This is a genomic window from Nocardia sp. NPDC059236 (assembly GCF_042754085.1).
Lineage (GTDB): Bacteria > Actinomycetota > Actinomycetes > Mycobacteriales > Mycobacteriaceae > Nocardia.
Window position 1 is genome coordinate 1 of record NZ_JBHZAF010000016.1, and the last position, 17,173, is coordinate 17,173.

The 17,173-nt window shown below is 64.6% G+C and carries 16 protein-coding genes, 1 tRNA gene and 2 pseudogenes; 15 read left to right on the forward strand and 4 right to left on the reverse strand.

The annotated features are described in order from the left end of the window. Positions 1-358 (forward strand): annotated as a pseudogene (locus ACFXIV_RS33390) (hypothetical protein); the annotation flags it as partial. Between the two features lie 405 nt (positions 359-763). Here the strand turns inward: ACFXIV_RS33390 and ACFXIV_RS33395 are convergent. The 3 genes from ACFXIV_RS33395 to ACFXIV_RS33405 all read right to left on the reverse strand — a co-directional run bounded on the left by ACFXIV_RS33395 (position 764) and on the right by ACFXIV_RS33405 (position 2,981). Then, positions 764-1,249, reverse strand: a complete 486-nt coding sequence (locus tag ACFXIV_RS33395; protein ID WP_379400042.1) for a hypothetical protein — start codon at positions 1,247-1,249, stop codon at positions 764-766. A 65-nt stretch (positions 1,250-1,314) separates the two neighbouring features. After that, positions 1,315-2,361 carry a TerC/Alx family metal homeostasis membrane protein gene (locus ACFXIV_RS33400; protein WP_379400041.1) on the reverse strand — a complete coding sequence of 349 codons (1,047 nt, stop codon included), beginning with the start codon at positions 2,359-2,361 and terminating at the stop codon, positions 1,315-1,317. Between the two features lie 191 nt (positions 2,362-2,552). Next, a complete protein-coding gene (locus tag ACFXIV_RS33405; protein ID WP_354838026.1) occupies positions 2,553-2,981 on the reverse strand; it encodes a nitroreductase family deazaflavin-dependent oxidoreductase in 429 nt (142 codons plus the stop codon). A gap of 132 nt (positions 2,982-3,113) precedes the next feature. On the opposite strand from ACFXIV_RS33405, the gene ACFXIV_RS33410 reads away from it, so the two are divergent. The 4 genes from ACFXIV_RS33410 (at position 3,114) to ACFXIV_RS33425 (ending at position 4,894) form a co-directional block, all read left to right on the forward strand. Further along, the gene (locus ACFXIV_RS33410) at positions 3,114-3,491 is read left to right on the forward strand and encodes a DUF4234 domain-containing protein (RefSeq protein WP_379400040.1); all 378 of its coding nucleotides are present in this window, start codon (positions 3,114-3,116) and stop codon (positions 3,489-3,491) included. 72 nt (positions 3,492-3,563) lie between these two features. Further along, positions 3,564-3,637: transfer RNA gene (locus ACFXIV_RS33415), tRNA-Ile, on the forward strand. A 112-nt stretch (positions 3,638-3,749) separates the two neighbouring features. Beyond that, entirely contained in the window at positions 3,750-3,935 is a 186-nt protein-coding gene (locus tag ACFXIV_RS33420; protein WP_379400039.1) for a hypothetical protein, read from the forward strand. Positions 3,936-4,216: 281 nt separating this feature from the next. After that, entirely contained in the window at positions 4,217-4,894 is a 678-nt protein-coding gene (locus ACFXIV_RS33425) for a serine protease (protein ID WP_379400038.1), read from the forward strand. Positions 4,895-5,490: 596 nt separating this feature from the next. Here the strand turns inward: ACFXIV_RS33425 and ACFXIV_RS33430 are convergent. Further along, positions 5,491-5,757: pseudogene (locus ACFXIV_RS33430) on the reverse strand (protein kinase); the annotation flags it as partial. A 1,425-nt stretch (positions 5,758-7,182) separates the two neighbouring features. Here ACFXIV_RS33430 and ACFXIV_RS33435 point away from each other — a divergent pair. The 10 genes from ACFXIV_RS33435 (at position 7,183) to ACFXIV_RS33480 (ending at position 16,807) form a co-directional block, all read left to right on the forward strand. After that, positions 7,183-7,452, forward strand: coding sequence for a hypothetical protein (locus ACFXIV_RS33435; RefSeq protein ID WP_379400037.1), 270 nt, complete (start codon positions 7,183-7,185; stop codon positions 7,450-7,452). A 111-nt stretch (positions 7,453-7,563) separates the two neighbouring features. Then, positions 7,564-7,767: a hypothetical protein gene (locus tag ACFXIV_RS33440; RefSeq protein ID WP_379400036.1), complete on the forward strand. Its 204-nt coding sequence runs from the start codon at positions 7,564-7,566 to the stop codon at positions 7,765-7,767. A gap of 33 nt (positions 7,768-7,800) precedes the next feature. Continuing rightward, entirely contained in the window at positions 7,801-8,250 is a 450-nt protein-coding gene (locus ACFXIV_RS33445) for a hypothetical protein (protein WP_379400035.1), read from the forward strand. A 351-nt stretch (positions 8,251-8,601) separates the two neighbouring features. Then, positions 8,602-10,728, forward strand: coding sequence for a serine/threonine-protein kinase (locus ACFXIV_RS33450; protein WP_379421377.1), 2,127 nt, complete (start codon positions 8,602-8,604; stop codon positions 10,726-10,728). A gap of 1,850 nt (positions 10,729-12,578) precedes the next feature. Then, the gene (locus ACFXIV_RS33455; protein ID WP_379400033.1) at positions 12,579-12,971 is read left to right on the forward strand and encodes a hypothetical protein; all 393 of its coding nucleotides are present in this window, start codon (positions 12,579-12,581) and stop codon (positions 12,969-12,971) included. Between the two features lie 21 nt (positions 12,972-12,992). Next, the gene (locus ACFXIV_RS33460; RefSeq protein ID WP_379421378.1) at positions 12,993-13,892 is read left to right on the forward strand and encodes an NAD(P)H-binding protein; all 900 of its coding nucleotides are present in this window, start codon (positions 12,993-12,995) and stop codon (positions 13,890-13,892) included. A gap of 145 nt (positions 13,893-14,037) precedes the next feature. Next, entirely contained in the window at positions 14,038-14,892 is an 855-nt protein-coding gene (locus ACFXIV_RS33465; RefSeq protein WP_379400031.1) for an alpha/beta fold hydrolase, read from the forward strand. Between the two features lie 295 nt (positions 14,893-15,187). Further along, positions 15,188-15,328 carry a hypothetical protein gene (locus ACFXIV_RS33470; protein ID WP_379400030.1) on the forward strand — a complete coding sequence of 47 codons (141 nt, stop codon included), beginning with the start codon at positions 15,188-15,190 and terminating at the stop codon, positions 15,326-15,328. 72 nt (positions 15,329-15,400) lie between these two features. Then, complete coding sequence (locus ACFXIV_RS33475; protein WP_379400052.1) at positions 15,401-16,096, forward strand: DJ-1/PfpI family protein; 696 nt, start codon at positions 15,401-15,403, stop codon at positions 16,094-16,096. A gap of 261 nt (positions 16,097-16,357) precedes the next feature. Beyond that, positions 16,358-16,807, forward strand: a complete 450-nt coding sequence (locus ACFXIV_RS33480) for an ester cyclase (protein ID WP_379400029.1) — start codon at positions 16,358-16,360, stop codon at positions 16,805-16,807. Positions 16,808-17,173: the final 366 nt, after the last annotated feature.

Below are 17,173 nucleotides of genomic sequence, written 5' to 3' on the forward strand. Positions count from 1 at the left end.
ACTGTGCCGTCTAGCTGCCCCTGACCTGGTCACAGGCGTCGGCGCTGGTCAGACCGGAAATATTACAATTGGTGCACTGCCGACCCTCTGCCCCGGCATCGTCCACACCAATATCGTTGCCACCACCCGCTTCTCGGGTGTCTCCGCCGAGGAGGAGGCCGCCAAGCAGCAGCGCTACGACAAGCTCTACGCTGCCCGCCGCTACGGCCCGGAGAAGGTCGCCGCCCAGATCGTCAAGGCCGTCGAGCAGGGCCGCGACGTCGTCCCGGTGACCCCGGAAGCCTGGCTGCAGTACCGCTTCAACCGTTTCGCCCCGGCGGTGGCCCGCTTCTTCGCGGCCCGCGTGAAACTGACGTAGTCAGGTACCCATTTCGGCGGGGGCTCACACCGGTGGTGAGCCCCCCAGAAAATGGGTTTGTCGGACCGATTCTTCCTGGCGTAGCTTTCGGCTATATCTCGCGGTAGGGGCCGCGAGGTGGGGGAGGAGGCCGACGATGGTTGGCGGAATTATCTGTGTTGGCATCGTGATCGCGCTGATTGCCGTGGCGATTTCTGTCGCGAACGGGAGAGAGCCCGATCGCCGTCGTGGAAGTCGCAGCAAGAGTTGGGGATACGGGGCGGCCGGCGGCGATGGGGGCGGCGGGTGGTCCGACGGTGGCGGGAGTCACGGCCACGGCCATGGCTGCGGCGGTGGGCACAGCGGGTGCGGTGGCGGCAGTAGCTGCGGCGGCGGTGGCTGTGGGGGTGGTGGCTGCGGAGGCGGTTAGCCCGCCCGTAGCGCGGCCTCGATGGAGTGGACCCGCTCCGCGGGGATGCCCCACGGATGGTCCACTCCCACAACGGTATCCAGGTCCCACAGCACGCATTTCTCGCCTGGTCGCGCCACGAACGACCAGGCGACCACCGTGCGTCCCAACTGCTCCGTCATAGGGTCACCCGAACCCGTGCCCTCGCCGTCGGGGAAGTGATGCAGAAACCGGCCATACGCGCTGTCGCACAACCGCGCATACCGCTTCGTGCACAGGATGAGCCCGTGCCACGCCTCGTCCACCGCATGCGAGGGCATGCCGATCACCCGATCGTCCCGCATCGCCGCCCCGCAGCAGCGCAACCATTGCCGCAGACCGGTTTCCACCAGCTCGCGCGGCTGCCACGGACAGGTCTTGAACACTGCCTCCGGAAGTTCCAGCGCATCCACGGCGCGATTGACCTGCTCGAGCCGAGGCGGCCGGGAACGGTGCAGCAGCATGGTTTCACGCTACGTCGATACCGGCGCGGTTCGCGAGCGATATTCACCGGTCCCTGCCGCGCGGCTCACTGCACGTCGACCGCGGTCTCCTCAGCGTGTCCCTTGTCGCCGCGGGTGGCGCGGAGGCTGGTGAAGGTCACCGTCGCCAGCACCACCACGATCACCAGTAGCGAGGCGGCCGTGGGGATCTGGGGGACACCGCTCCAGATGCCGTGCGCCCAGTGCAGGACCAGCTTCACGCCGATGAAGGCCAGGATGGCGGCCAGGCCGTAGGCCAGGTGCACCAGACGGGAGAGCGCGGCGTGCAGGACGAAATACAGTGCGCGCAAACCGAGTAGCGCAAAGGCGTTGGTGGCGAACACCAGGAACGGGTCGCCGGTGACGCCGTACACCGCGGGCACCGAGTCGACGGCGAAGACGATATCGGTGGCCATGACCGCGCCGACCACCAGCGCCAGCGGGGTGAGGGCGCGGCGGAATCTACCGGGCTGGGTGGGATCCGCCTCGCGGACCACCATCTTGGTGCTGCGGTAGTCGTCGGTGACCGGCCAGATGCGGCGCAGCAGGCGCACCGACTTCATGGTGGCGACATCGAGTTCCTGCTCGTGCCCACCGGCCGCGTCGGCCAGCAGCTTCACCGCGGTCACCAGCAGGATCATGCCGAACAGCAGGAACGCCCAGTCCAGGGTGGCCAGGGCGGCCGCACCGAGCGCGATGAAGATGCCGCGCAGCACCAGCGCGCCCGCTATGCCGTACAGCAGCACCCGCTGCGCCAGCGCCGCCGGGACCGCGAAGGCGGACAGCAGCAGCATGAAGATGAACAGGTTGTCCACCGACAGCGACTTCTCCAGCAAGTAGCCGGTGAAGAACTCCACGGACGGGGTGCCGCCGTTGTTGAACCACAGGAACACGCCGAACGCGATGGGCAGAGCGATGTAGAAGATGGTCCAGGCGATGGCCTCGCGCATGGACACCTCGTGCGGGCGGCGGGTGAGCGTGAAGTCGAGGATCAGCAGCGCCAGCACCGCGGCGATCGTCCCGCCCCACAGCCAGGGCGTCCCGACGCTGTTGATGGTGGTGGAACTCGCGAGAATGGACAGGGTAGGACTCATGGGACCTCCTCGGGCAGGGTAAACCAGCCGAGGTCTCCTTCACCTGCGTCTTCGAATGCCACAGTCGCAGGCAACCATCCGGGGGACGCGTCGGCGCGGCCCGTACTGACCGGAGTGATTCTTGGGAAGTACTCCCCTCAGGTCAGGAAGGATAGTCGACCCTTACCCACGAGGTCCACCCGGCGCTGGTGTCAGCGCGGTGTGAGCACCACCACGGCGATCGGCCGCGAGGTCATCGTCTGGTACTGGGTGTAGCGGCCCTGGTTCACCTTGTCGACGAGCTGGAAGCGCCGCGCGTACTCCGGATCGTCCGGATAGGTGGCCTGTGCGGTGACCGGAATCCGCTTGGTACCGATCTGAATGTCACAGTCCGCCTTGGCCTTCACATTGGCCAGCCAGCCCGGCGGCCTGGGTGACCCGCCGTTGGACGCGGTGACCAGGTAGTCCTTGCCGTCCTGCGCGTAGGTGAGCGCATTGGTGCGCTCCTGGCCGGTCTTGCGGCCGACCGTGCGCAGCAGCAACGTCGGGTTGCCGAACAGCAGCTTGTGGCCGACCAGGCCGTTGCTGTTCTCATAGATCCACTGATGTGCCTTCAGCACGTTCGCGAACAGACTCGCCATCGTGATCCTCCCTGCGGTCGTGGACTGCCCCAGATTAACGCTTCACGATCCGGTCACGATCTTGTGGATACGTTTCCCGAGCCGGTTCGCCCGGGATTTCGAAAACTGCACGACGACAAAAGGATTCATCGCATGACCACCGCTCTCGCCATGCCGATAAAGCCCCGCAACCCGGTGCTGGTGTGGCTGGTCTGGCCGCTCATCACCCTCGGCATCTACTTCTTCGTCTGGTACTACAAGATCCACAAGGAGATGGCCGAACTCCGCCGCGACCCCGAGGCCCCGGTCGCGGGCCCCCTCCTGGTCATGCTCTTCCTCTCCTGGACCGGCATCGCCGCCATCATCAGCTTCTGGCGCACCGGCACCCGAATCCGCCAATCCCAGGAAGCCGCCGGCCTCGAAGGCACCTGCAACCCCATCCTCGGCTTCGCCCTGAACCTGATCCTCGGCCTCGGCATCCTCTACTACCAGCTGGAACTCAACAAGATCGCCGACCGCTACGCCGGATAGCGAGTCCAACTGGGCATCGACCCTCCCGAGGCGGTAGCATCTCGCGGAGCCCGTAGTGATCTGAAGCGGTCGGGGGCGGTAGCTCAGTCGGTTAGAGCCGTGGACTCATAATCCATTGGTCGCGGGTTCGAGCCCCGCCCGCCCCACAAACCCCTTTCACCTGCGGATACTCCGCCTCGTTCTGTCGAGCCGCTCCAGTACAGAGCACCTCCAGCCTTGTATTCTGCACGTAGAATCGGCTCGCATGGGGGCCGAGAATTGAAGGACGACTTCGCCACGGAACTGCAGCGAAGGAACCGCAGCAAGAACACGATCGACGGCTATCTGGTCCGGATCGACTACTTCATGTCTGGCCGCCGCGCCAGCAACAGCGGGGCATGGTCCTCCAAGAGGAATCTTGGAATATTCGACGTTGAGCGGTACGCCCGGTTTGCATTCGGCTGAACCTTATTCAGCCTGTTGTCCGCTCTGGCAACGTGATGACGCTCATCCCGATCGGCGTCATCGTGTCGATTCAGGTGGGCAAGAAGACCAACGGCCGCAAACGCCCGGATAGCCGATGCGCCGCGCCGAGGTGTTACCGCCGCGCGCCGCGAACCCTCAGGCCCGGCATCTGCAACGATCCAGCAAACATCGCCTCCGTGCGGACGCGTCCGCAGGCGAAAACTGCCAGGATGCAGTACGACGACTCTGATTCCGTGCGGACTTGCGACGTGTGGAGGGACATGTTCACAAAACTCGCCAAGGTGGCTCGGGTAGCCTGCGCCGGTGCCCTGGGCGCGGCGTTGCTCGGGACGGGCGCGGGGGTCGTGCGGGCCGATTCCGGTCCGCCGGTGATCGGGGGCGGTTCCGGAATCATCATCGACAACGTGGAAACCTGCACCGTCACCACCGTCGGCCATGATGCGGCCGGACGACTGGTCGGCCTGACCGCCGGGCATTGTGGCGAGCAGGGCTCCCAGGTGTGGGCCGAGCAGGACCGCGGCGCCGGCGTGATCGGGCATTTCGTCTACTCCAACTCCGACTGGGCCCTGGACTATGCGGTCATCCAGTTCGATGAGGGCAGCATCATTCCGGTCAACCGGATCGGCAACACGACGATCACCGAGATCGGCGCGCCCGCGACGTTCCCGATGATCGGCTGTAAGCAAGGCCGGACAACTGGCAACACCTGCGGAATCACCTGGGGCGACTTCTTCCAGACCGGCAATACCTGGACCCAGATATGCGTAGTCCAGGGCGACTCCGGTTCGCCCGTGGTGGTCGGCACGACGCTGGTCGCCATGGTGCGCGCCTACGTGGTCGCGGCCTGCATCGGTCCCGAAATCGGTCCCAACATGTCGGCGATCGTCAACGATATGAATGCGCGCGGCGGGGTCGGCGCGGGGTATTACCCGATCTGATATCCGAGCGTGCCCGCCTGAAAGTGGTTGTGCGGGGCGGTGATTCGAGTGCGAAAAACTCAAGTCACCGGCCCGATCCGTGTTCGGGGGCGTTCGGCTGCATGGCCGGACCGGTCACGGCGCAATGCGGCAGGCCGGTCCCGGCCGGAGACCGGATCGACGTTCGCAGCAACCCGTCTGGGTATGGTGGGGGCGACGGCTCGAAGGGCGCTCGCCCGTGGCCTCGACTCTCGCGGTGCGCGCTCGGAGTTCGACGTCCACAACGAGAACCGTCACCGGCCCCGACAACGGTGACTCGCTCATCGGGCGGCGCTCGAGCCCCGATACACGACACGATCGCCCGAACGGGCACGACAACCTGTCTCGGAGAACAGATTCCGGCCGCCTCACCGCGACCGTCGATTGCGCATAGCGCAGCGTGCGGCCCGGCGAGTCCGGCTCGACCGCTACCGGCGTAGGCGCGGCCGCTGCTACGGCTATGCCGACCCTCATCGGCGCCCAGCAATTCTGCGCTCTACACAGCGACATCTCCACCGCCGCCACACACGGCTGCCTACTCTCGACACCCTCGTCGAGTTCGACCGGGGGACAAACCCTTCCGCGAAGAGCAGGCCGTTGATCTCGCCGTAGTCGTGGATCGGGATGATGTGTGGTTCCCGCAGGCGGGCGGCGGTGCGGGACTCGCGCCGGAACCGTTCGCGGTAGCGGGCGTCGGCGGCCAGGTGTTCGGGCAGCAGCTTGAGCGCGACCGTGCGGTCCTTGGTGGTGTTGTATGCCTCGTACACCTCACCCATACCGCCCCGGCCGAGCAGCTTCCGCAGCTGGTACCACCCGAATAGGACCACAGCGAGCCCGCCGGACAGGCGCTGCTGCACCGGCCCGAACGGCGCCGCCTGCACCACCGCCAACGCCCACTGATAGAACTTCTCGAGCACCGCATCCGATCGATTCCACGTCACCGCGGCCACCTGAAACGGCGGCCCGGCAGTCGGCGCGCGGCGTAAAACGCCTCGCTGATCTGGGAACGCACGCGCACCACACAGCCACGTGCTGGCCGACATGAAGCGCACATCCGGTGCAGGACACGCGCGATTCTGGCGAATCGGCCACGGCCTTCGAGGATCGGCCGGTGCTGTGCCAGCGCGGTCATACGCTGCGCTTCTCGGCGCCGTTTTCCGTTGTCAGTGCGGAAGCAGACCGCGCGTGCGGGGATGAGCCCACCGCGATCACGTTGCCCATCGGGGTCGAGGCGTGCTCTCCGCATATGCGGGGATGAGCTCTCAGGAGGGCCCGGTCGTATCGATCGCCAGGGTGATCTCTGCGCGCGCGGGAGGCACGGCGATCAGCCGGTTGCAGGTGTCTCAGCGATCTGCACGTAAGCGTCTTGCGTTGTGGGACCGTCGATTTCGATGCGCACTGGTTTCGGAATGAATGCACACTGGATGCGCAATGAATGCACACAAGTTGTGCGATGAAAGTGCGATACGAAATCGCTTTGACCTGTGGGTTTGGTGGTGGTCCGCCTCCCGCCTGATCCCTACTATCTCCCGCTTCGCTGAAGATAGTAGGGATCAGGCACGAGGCAAACCACCACCAAACAGTTGGGAGGAGAAGAGAAGAACCAGAAGAGGGGGAGACCACAAGGAAGAGGGACCACAAGGGGGAACACAAAGAGAGGACCACAAGAGGCGGGTTGGCATGGCAAGGTGCGTTGGTAGCGGAGGCGCGTCCGGCGACGAAACCACAAGCGGGGCGTGAGCGTGGATGTCACGTCGACGCCTGGGCTCGGTTCGAATATTGACCACAACAAGGGGATTCAGCGCGGAACTTCTTTGATGCCTGTGCAACAACATTTTTGATGCATAGAAATCAATTCTCGGAGGTGTGGCATGAATGCCATTTCGAGTCCTCTTGTCGTAGCTATCGAGTCGGTGTGGGCGGATCTGCGCGCACGTCATGCCGATATCCCCGATGTGGTGGTGGCCATGGCGTCGGGGATCGATGGGTCGGCGTGGGGTGCTGAAGCTGGGGCATTTCGGCCCCGACCGGTGGAAGGCCGGCCAGCAGATGATGCCCGAGTTGTTCGTCGGTGGAGAGGGTTTGGCGATGGGCGCGCGCGATGTGCTGGGAACATTGCTGCACGAAGCCGCACACGGTGCGGCGGTTGCGCGCGGGATCGACGACACCAGCCGCGCCGGTGCCTACACAACGGGAAGTTCCGGGACATTGCGCGCGAGTTCGGGCTCACTGTCGAACGCACTCGCGATCGTGGCTGGACGGTCACGACCATGTCCGACGCCACCGCCGACACCTACAAGCGGCAGATCCGCACACTCGACGCTGCGATCGTGGCCTACCGCCGCGACGAGCACGATCCCGCTGATGGCGACGGCGAGGGGGACGGCGACAAGTCCGGCAAGGCCCCGCGCAACGGGCGCGCACTGCTGTGCACCTGCACGCCGGCGCGGCGAGTTCAGGCGGCGCAGAAGACCATCGACGCGGGCCCGATCCTGTGCGGAGTGTGCCGCGAACTGTTCGCCGCCGAGGCCGAGGAGTGAGATGAAGCCACCGATGGCCTATTACGGGGCAAAACGACGATCGCGGCGAAGGTCGCGGACATGCTGCCCGAGCACAGGCATTAAGTCGAACCGTTCGCCGGATCGCTGGCAGTGCTGCTGGCCAAGCCCGCAGCGCGGATGGAGACAGTCAACGACATCGACGGCGACCCGATGACCTTCTGGCGCGTGCTGCGCGACCGGCCGGCGGATCTGGCTCGGGTGTGTGCGCTGACCCCGCACTCGCGCGCCGAGAAAGCGGCCTCGCACGGGGACCTGTCCGGGCTGGAACGGCCCCGGGGGCTGAGGGAGGACTGAACAAGTTGGCCGCCTCTCGAACACAACATCATAATGTCGACCTACGCCAACTCATGTTGGCAGCCGGGTTATGCAGCCATTCATATCGGTCTCATTCATGGCGGACGGGCCTGCGTTGACAAGGAACCGGGGGCGCGGAATCGCGTCGCGCAGCAAACCGTCCCGTTGTACAACCGCGGTGGAATCGGCGCCGACCAGCAGTGCTGTGTCGGCACCCAGGGCGTGAGATGTTGCCCAGGGGTGAAAACGATCGCCACCTATGGTGGCTATTCGGGACGAGCGCCTACGCCGAAGATTCTTGTCAAGGCTGCTGCCAACGAAGCGGCGGACCTCACCCATCGCGCGCCGCGCCGATACACGAACCAGCTTTCCAGGAGTTCACGAATGCCGTCCACCTTTGTCGCGGATGTTCGCGAAGCCGATGCCTACCGCGCTACACCTTTTTCCGCGAGGTGCGCCGCGAACTGGTCGCGGAGGCGGTGAACCACCGTGCACTCGACTCCGACACACGGGCAGTGGGGGTCCGGCCACCGTGCCGTCCTCAGGCCGATCGGACGGAGCCGTTGCTGTATCCGCTCGGACGCGAGTTCTTGCGGGCGTGCTTCGGTTGCCCGTACGCCGGAGCGATCGCAGCACCGGCCGCGTGCCGCACGCTGCGCGCAGCATGCAGCGAACCAAAATCCTCCAGGCGAGTCTGTGGAACGAGACGGTGCCCCCATTCGCAGTGAGTCACCAGCATTCGCTGGATGTGTCGGCGCGAGAGCCGGTCGATCCCCGAGCAGTCGTAGCACGCCGGCCCATACCGTTGGACTAGAATTCAGGGGGGCATAGATTGTGTGGCAGTGGGGTCGCACTTTCGCCGAAGGGGCCGAGGCCGCGTCGTCGTCCACCTGGCAGGTCGACAATGTTCAAGCGCCGATTCTCGATTCTGATCAACCTGCGCAGGTTGCCCACAACGCAGGCAAGGCAGTCGTGAACAACCTACGGCCGCCACTGATGCCAGGGTCGACGTTCGGGAAATATAGCCTGCGGCGGCTGATCGGTTCCGGCGGGATGGGCCGGGTGTTCGAGGCACTCGACACCTCCAAGGGCCGGGTGGTCGCGGTGAAAGTGCTGCCCGAACAGCTGGCCGACGACCCGGTTTATCGGGCCCGGTTCCGGCGCGAATCCCACATCGCCGCGCTGCTGCAGGAGCCTCACGTCATCCCGATCCACGACTACGGCGAGATCGACGGGCTGCTCTACATCGACATGCGACTCGTGCACGGCGAGAGCCTCCGCAGCGTGCTGAGAACCCGCGGCCCGCTGCCGCCCGAGCAAGTTGTCTCGGTGATCTGCCAGATCGCAGCCGGACTCGACGCGGCACACCACGACGGTCTGGTCCATCGTGACGTCAAGCCGGACAATATCTTGCTCACCCACGACGGGTTCGCCTACCTGGCCGACTTCGGCCTGGCCAACACGAACACCGACGAACGCCTGACCCAGACCGGATCGGCGATCGGGTCGTTCAGCTACATGGCACCCGAACGTTTCCGACCCGGCCCGGCCACGCCGGCTGTCGACGTGTATGCCCTGGCGTGCGTGTTGCACGAATGCCTGACCGGCACCCGCCCTTACGCGACCGACGGCGGCGACGCCGCCATCATGCGGGCCCACATGATCGAACTTCCACCCCGAACGAGCAGCTACGCACCGGGAATCCCGGTCGCGATCGACGCTGTCGTAGCGCGCGGTATGGCGAAGTCGGCCGATGAACGCTACGCCAGCGCCGGCGAACTGGCCGCCGCCGCTCACGCCGCACTTGCACCGTCTACCGGCGACGCCGAAGACGATAGTCCCCTTGCCGTATTCGAATACGATCCCACCGTGGCGGCGCATCCCGCACCCCGGGCGACCTCCACACCCGAGGCGAGATCCGTCCCGGGGCCCAGGCGCCGGCCACGCGGCCTCTGGATCGCCGCTGCCGTGGCCGCCGTGGCCGTCGTGGCCGTCGGAGCCTGGCCGCGACTCCACAAGCCGACACCACCGGCCCCAGGGACGGCGAAAGCCGAATTCACCGACGACGACATCACCCTGCTGACGAACGTGCAAGGCCCGTACAACCGCAGCATCTGTCATCACTCGAACCCAGAGGCGATTCTGGGGGAGAAAGCCCGTCTCGGCTGCGACGAGATTCCCGAAATCCGCGTGCCCAGAGCGGAGTTCCACCTGTTTCCCAACGCCGACGCGCTAGGCAAGGCCTATCACGGCTTACCGGTACAGACCAGCAGCTGTCCGGGCTATCCATCCGGCCCGGATGGCCCCGCGACGAGAGACGGCAGGGAGGTCGGGCGGACGACCTGCTTCATGGATGCCACTACGACACCACCGACCTCGGGGGTGATCCAAACCGACGACGCGGCCATGAGCATGGCGGTTTTCTACTTCACCGAGTCGGTGGGCGGTAACGCCAGCTTGTTCTGGACGCTGAAGGACACGGGAGAGGGAAATTCGCAATTCCGGACCAAACCGAAGGACCCGGACTACACCACTCAGGCCGACCGCGATCTGCTCACCAAACTGCCCAAAACTTACAACCCGCGATACTGTCGACACGAGTCACCCGAGAGCGATGCGACCGCCGTCGTTGTATGCTTGGGCAACGAGTCTGGTGCGCCGACAGCAACGTTTTTCCAATTTCCCAACCATCCGATCGCGACCCAGTTTTTCGATGGTGTCATGAGGAAGTCCGGCGGGCGCGCGTGCGGCGGTGCAACGGTTCCCGAGCAACCGTCGATTCGAAATGGTGCGACCGTCGGCCGGTTCACCTGCACCACCGATCCTGTGCCGACGCTCGTTGCGTTGGATCAGAGCAGCGACATCGCCATTCGAGTCAAAGCAGTCGGTCCCGATTCCCCCTCGAACCGTCCCAAGACGGATCAGGGTTTGATCGATTGGTTCAAAAAGAACCCGCTGTAGGCGCCGATGTCTCCGCGGAGTCGGCGAACCAGCGTCGACCACCGCACGTCGATACGTCGATAACTCGCGTCATGCGGACTGACGAAGTCAACTGGTCTTCGATGCCGATGCGACGCGAACTCGCTAAGTCCGGGCGGTGGTTGCTTTCCGTTTGCGATCCTCACCAGCACCAGCTGAGGCAGGGGCTGTGGGTCTGGCCATGGATCCTTGGGCTTCGGTTGCTCCCCGGGCAACCGCGTCTGGCCTCGCAGCCGCTGCGCTCGTGTCACAGTGTGGGCTGCCCGGGGCGCCGCAGCCAGCCCGCCCTGGTCCGGGGCTGGAACACCGCGATAGATCTGGCAGGAGCCTCCGCCCCTCCGTGTACTGGAGAACCCGCCGCCCGGTGGGGAACTGAGTTAGCAGTCGAATCTAGGGCACCGAGGCATCGGCGGATGCCAGTGGCTTTGCGAGGCGGCATCGAACGACGACGCGGATGCCACCGGTGATGCGGCTAGCGGCAGCGAGCCCGACATCCCCAAGACGCTGGGGCCGAGCAGCATGAGTCCGCCGGTAAGGGCCATCGACAGCAGGACGCGGCGGCGGGCATGCGAGTGCATTCGCCTGCCAGGGGTCCCGGGACGAGAAGACAGAAACTGAACAGCAAGAGGCATCTGCATCACTTCCCTGGGCGCGGTATCGCTCACGACGTGGACAGGGTCAATTCTCGTCTGTGAACGGATCGCGCAACACCCACCCCAGGGTGAAACCCGCACCCGCCCTTACCGGCTGGCAGATCGGATTTCGGTCAACAGGGCCACTCCTGCTGTGACCGATTTGATGGTCACGCCGAACCCCGCACGATCGTTCCTCTCGCCGAAAGCGGACGAAACTCGCTGCTATCAATGCTCCCGAATGTCCGGTCTTGTCGATTACCGAATGTCCCTGCAATGTCGATGAGTGCGCTGGACAGCCTGATGCAGACTTATCGGGATGTGCCCGCTTCGTGGAATGCGGGCAGCGCCGGGATGAGGGTGCCGACGTAGTCGCGAATCCGTCGTGGTGGAAAGGATGCCACCGGTGATGCGGCTAGCGGCAGCGAGCCCGACATCCCCAAGACGCTGGGGCCGAGCAGCATGAGTCCGCCGGTAAGGGCCATCGACAGCAGGACGCGGCGGCGGGCATGAGAGTGCATTCGCCTGCCAGGGGTCCCGGGACGAGAAGACAGAAACTGAACATCATTCGCACATGAGTTCGAATGACCGGCGGTGTCTGGTATCTGCACCCGGACAGCTACGCCATCGATAACGACCACCTGGTCCAGACTCCGCGCGGGTGGGTTCTCCCGACGCCGATCTTCTGCTCGGGCGCAGAAAGCCACGTGCTCGCGGCGAGCCGGTCGACCCTCGGATGGACCGCGTGCCGCCGGGCGGGATGCTCCCGCGGTCATCTCGTCCACACCTGCGGCCGCTGCGGTGCCCATGTGTATCAGCCGGTACTCGGGCCGGGCTGGGCAATGCCAGCATCGAAAAGTGATGCCCAAGCGGGCTCGTCGGCGACGCGGACACCCTCCCCGCCAGACCGGAAGCGCCCGTGCCGCAACCAGATCCGGCGCCATGGCGGGCCCACCTCAGGCCGAAGGCACCCGTCGTACACCCTGCGCTCCCGCAACGACGACACCACCGCGGAGAACCGTGCATCGAAATCGCGGATTCGGGCGCTGTCGGCGGTCTGTGGCTGCGCTGTACCGCATTGTCCGCATGGATTCCCTATAACCCGGGCTGCCGGGCTATAGGGTTGCATGGTCATAGGTCACACATCGTGGGCGCGCGTTGGCGGGCCGGCTCGCTGCCGGATTTCACGGGAGGCGCGGCATGACATCGACGTATATGGGGAAGCCGTACTATCCAGCGTGGCTGGATAACCTGGCCGACGACGTAACCGGGGAAGGCGCCGCGTGGGACGGCGTCATAGAAGGCGCAGAGGCCGTCCATGAAGTCGTGGTCGCCGCCCGCGAAATATACGAGTTCCAAGACTTTCACTACGCCGGCCCCTGTGGCGAGAACAGTTTCCTCGAGGACTACACCTCATCGGTACGCGGCGTGCCGATTCATGTCATCGTCCTGGTCACCTTCAACGCCGCCGGAAAGGCCCAGCGCCTCGTGGTGAACCACCGTCCACGCAGCTCGGTGCTGCTGTTGTCCCGCTTGATGCTCGAGCGGTTCGCCGACACGCCCCTTGCCAAGCACTGGGAAAACACACCTTGAGGAGCGAACATGAATGCGCCCTTGTACCTGATCACCGGGGCGGGTGGTGGCACCGGTGGCGTGAGCCGGCAGGTGATCGAGCAATTGCGGGAACGTGGGGATCGCGTTCGCGCGCTGGTGCACCGCGACGACGCCCGAGCTGAGCCGTTACGTGCACTCGGCGCTGATGTCGTAGTCGGAGATTTGACCGATCCACGAGATGTGGTCGATGCGATGGCCGGCATCGATCGCATGTTCTTTTCGATGGGTGTCTCTCCGGACTACCTGCAGGCAACGGTAGTCGTCTGCGACGCCGCCTTGGAGTACGGCCACCTCGAGGTGGTCGTGAACATGTCCCAGATGACTGTTTCTCAAATGACGCTGACCAGTGTGGGAGAGTCTCGTCAACATCGACTGCATTACCTCGCCGAGCACGTCTTGAACTGGTCGGGTGTCCCGGTCGTGCACATCAGGCCGACTGTGTTTCTGGACAATCCGATATTCACCGGACTCGCGGCACCGTCGCTGCGAGAGCAAAACCTGTTGGCCCTCCCCTTCGGAACGGGTCGAACATCACCGATAGCTACCAGCGACGTGGCCCGCACGATTACGGCAGTGCTCGTGGATCCCACCCACCGCATCGGCGACGTCTACGAATTGACCGGCCCGGCGCGTTTGGACATCGATGGCCTGGCCGCCGAGTACACCCTGGGGCTTCACCGGCAGATTCGCGGCACCGACATTCCCCACGAAACCTGGGTCCGGGAGGTCCTCGCGCCCCGAGGTCTGCCCGCGCACGTCGAGCAGCATCTGACCACACTGGCACTGCTACACCGTGCCAACCGCTACGACCGAGCCACCGACGACGTCGAGAAGATCACGGGACGGCCGCCATCCACCGTTGGGCAGTACATAGCCGAACACCCGGAACTGTTCTCATAAAGGACGCCAGACGGTGTGGCCGCCCTGGACAAAACGCTGAACTCGATCGCCGGACCGAAAGTTCTTGTGGGCCATGCCTATGCGGGCGCGGTGATCGGCGCGACACCTCGATTCCGCATCCCCGAAGAAAGTGAGTCACCCAGTCATGTCCGCGATCCGATATTTGCAGGCCGACGTCGACGGATTCCACGTGTCCTACCGCGAGGCGGGAACGCCGGGAAGGCCCAAACTGCTTCTACTGCACGGCTTTCCGACGTCCAGCCATATGTTCCGCGACCTGATCCCCTTGCTCGCTGACGACTTGCACCTTATCGCCCCCGACCTGCCGGGCTTCGGCGGTTCGGACATGCCGCCACGCGAGCAGTTCGCCTACACCTTCGACCACATTGCCGAGGTGATCGACCGCTTCACCGAAGTGGTGGGCTTCGACCGGTACGCGCTCTACGTCTTCGACTACGGCGCTCCGACCGGATTCCGGCTCGCCGTCGAACATCCCGACCGCATCACCGCCATCGTCTCCCAGAACGGCAACGCCTACGCCGAAGGGTTGAGTGAGGGCTGGAACCCGATCCGCGCCTATTGGGAGAACCCCTCGGACGCCAATCGCCAAGCGCTGCGGCAGTTCCTCGCACCGGAAACCACTCGCTGGCAGTACACCCACGGCGTATCCGACGATGCCCTGGTTTCCCCCGACGGCATCGCCCTCGACAACCACTACCTGGCCCGCCCCGGCGCGGATGATGTGCAACTGGACCTGTTCCTCGACTACCGCGACAACGTCACCCGCTACCCCGAATTCCAGTCCTACTTCCGCACCCATACACCCCGACTCCTCGCAGTGTGGGGCAAGAACGATCCCTTCTTCCTCCCTGCCGGTGCCGAGGCTTTCCGACGTGACCTCCCCGAGGCCCAGATCCACTTCTACGACACCGGCCACTTCGCCCTCGAAACCCACGCCCTTGACATAGCCCAAGCCATCCGGTCGTTCCTCACCGTTTGAGTGGCGGCGGTCATGGCCGGCCTGGCGGCCGAGTATCGAATCCTCGAGACCCGGTGCCTCGCCGACGATCTCATGCTCGGCTATCGGTCATTTCCAGGTCTCGCGACTGTGAAACATCGCCCCTATCACCGCGGGGGCTGGGTCAGCTGTTGAGGAAGATCGGTTTCCAGCGCGGTGCGGTTGGCACCGGAAATGCCGTGGGGCGCATCGGGATCACGCGCAGTTCGGAAACGTCCCTATCGACAAAAAGATTCGCTCGTGGAACCCGAAGGATCCGCCCGCCGACTACCTGACCATGCTGCACCGCTCTGACACCCACCACGACATCCGCACCGCCGCCGTCGTTCTCGCCTTCCTGCTGGTCATCGCCACGACCGCCCGCATGATCGGCACACCGACGCGCCAAGCCGCCCCGGCCGCGGATCGTACGCACTGACAACCGCCCCTCGGGGATGAGCAGGACTGGAGGACAAGACAATTGGAACGACGAGCCGTGTTGCGAGCGCTGATGGCTGCAGGCGGTGCTGCCACGTTCGCAACCACCCTGCCCAGGAGCGGCGCACCGGAAGCGAAGGCGGACGGACAAGGCCCAGCCGGGCCTCTCCGCGTCCATATCGTCATGTTCGACGGTGTCGAAGAACAGGATTTCATCGGACCCTTCGAGGTGTTCTCGCTCGCCGCCATGCTCGCCGAGCGCGGCGTGGACCTGCGGTACGTGACTACCGGTCAACCCGGAACGATCCGCGCTTCCTACGGCACCGTCGTGCAGGTCACCGAACCGTGGGCACCCCAGAACGCCGATGTGCTCGTCGTACCCGGCGGCGGCTACACACACCGCGACGCGCCAGGCGTCTGGGCCGAGATCAATCGTGGCGTCCTACCCGAAGCCCTGGCAGCCGCGCCCCGCGCCGGACTGACGATCAGCTCATTGTGCACCGGCGCATTGCTTTTGGGCGCAGCCGGGCTGATCAACGGCCGCCCCTGCACAACCCATCACGGTGCTCTCGACACACTGAAACAACAGGGTGGCGTCCTTATGAAGGCGCGCGTCGTCGACGACGGCGATCTGGTGACAGCGGGCGGCATAACCTCGGGAATCGACCTGGCCCTCTGGCTGGTGCGCCGCGAGCTGAGCGCCGAAACCGCGACCCGCGTCGAGGAGATCCTGGAATACGAGGCACGCGGGCCGATCTGGACCCGATGACCCAATCTCGATCCACCCGTTGACCCCTCCCCATCCTGGTGGGGATTCAATTCGGGCTCGGAACGGTATTGATGCGTATTTGTCAAAGGTTCTGATTGAACCGTGGTTGTGAAAACTACTGGTAGGGAACATGATTCGGTTGAATCCCGTGGAACCCGGCAGTCGCCCGCTGACACGCGACAGCTAGCCACGCCCGCAAGAAAGGTCGAGGCTAGGATGCTTGCGAGGGTAAGTGAGTCGACCACGTGAGGCGGCGAGCATATGGTGACCCAGGACAACGAACACCGATCCCTGTACCTGTCTTATCTCGGGTACTGCAATGAGCACGATTTCGATAGTATGGCGTCATTTTATACATCGACCATCAAAGTCGATGACGTTCCTATGGATCCAGCCGCTGTTACGGCGCAATTCTCACCTCTCGTCTCCGGATTTCCCGACTGGCATTGGGAGATACGGCACCTCGTTGTCGACGGCAACTATATCGCGGTGCACTTCACGGTAACCGGTACCCATCGGGGGACTTTCCAGGGAATTGAGGCGACCGGTCGTCGGGTGACTATTTCGGAGTTCACTCTTTATCACCTCGAGGACGGCAAGTTCGCCGAGGTCTGGGACTACACCGATATCGACGCGTTGATGAGGCAAATCGGGCGAGGCGAGGCGCCGCTGACGACCCCGACCGACGAAGCCGGTACCGCAGATAGCTGACTTCGCTCCCGTCCATTTGGTTTGACTCCACCTTCTGGAAGGCAGGCCGATGACCCCCACCACACCCTCGTTCTTCGAGGCGCAACTTCCCGCCCTCTCGAGCAGCGGAAGAGACGTTCAACGTCACGAGCGATGTCTGCCGCGTACTCAACGGCTATACCCCGGCCGGTTTCGAGCAAGTGATCAAGGGGCTCGCGCGACCGGCACCGAAGCGTGAGCTTCCCCCGAGAACTGAAGAGCCGGCGCCAGCAGACATCGCGGCAGCACAGTTCCTGTTCAGCAACTACTGGACCGCACGAGCCGACGATCCCTGGGCGAAATTCTTCGTCCGCTGATCCCGCGCCCGCATGGATAGCACGCTCGATT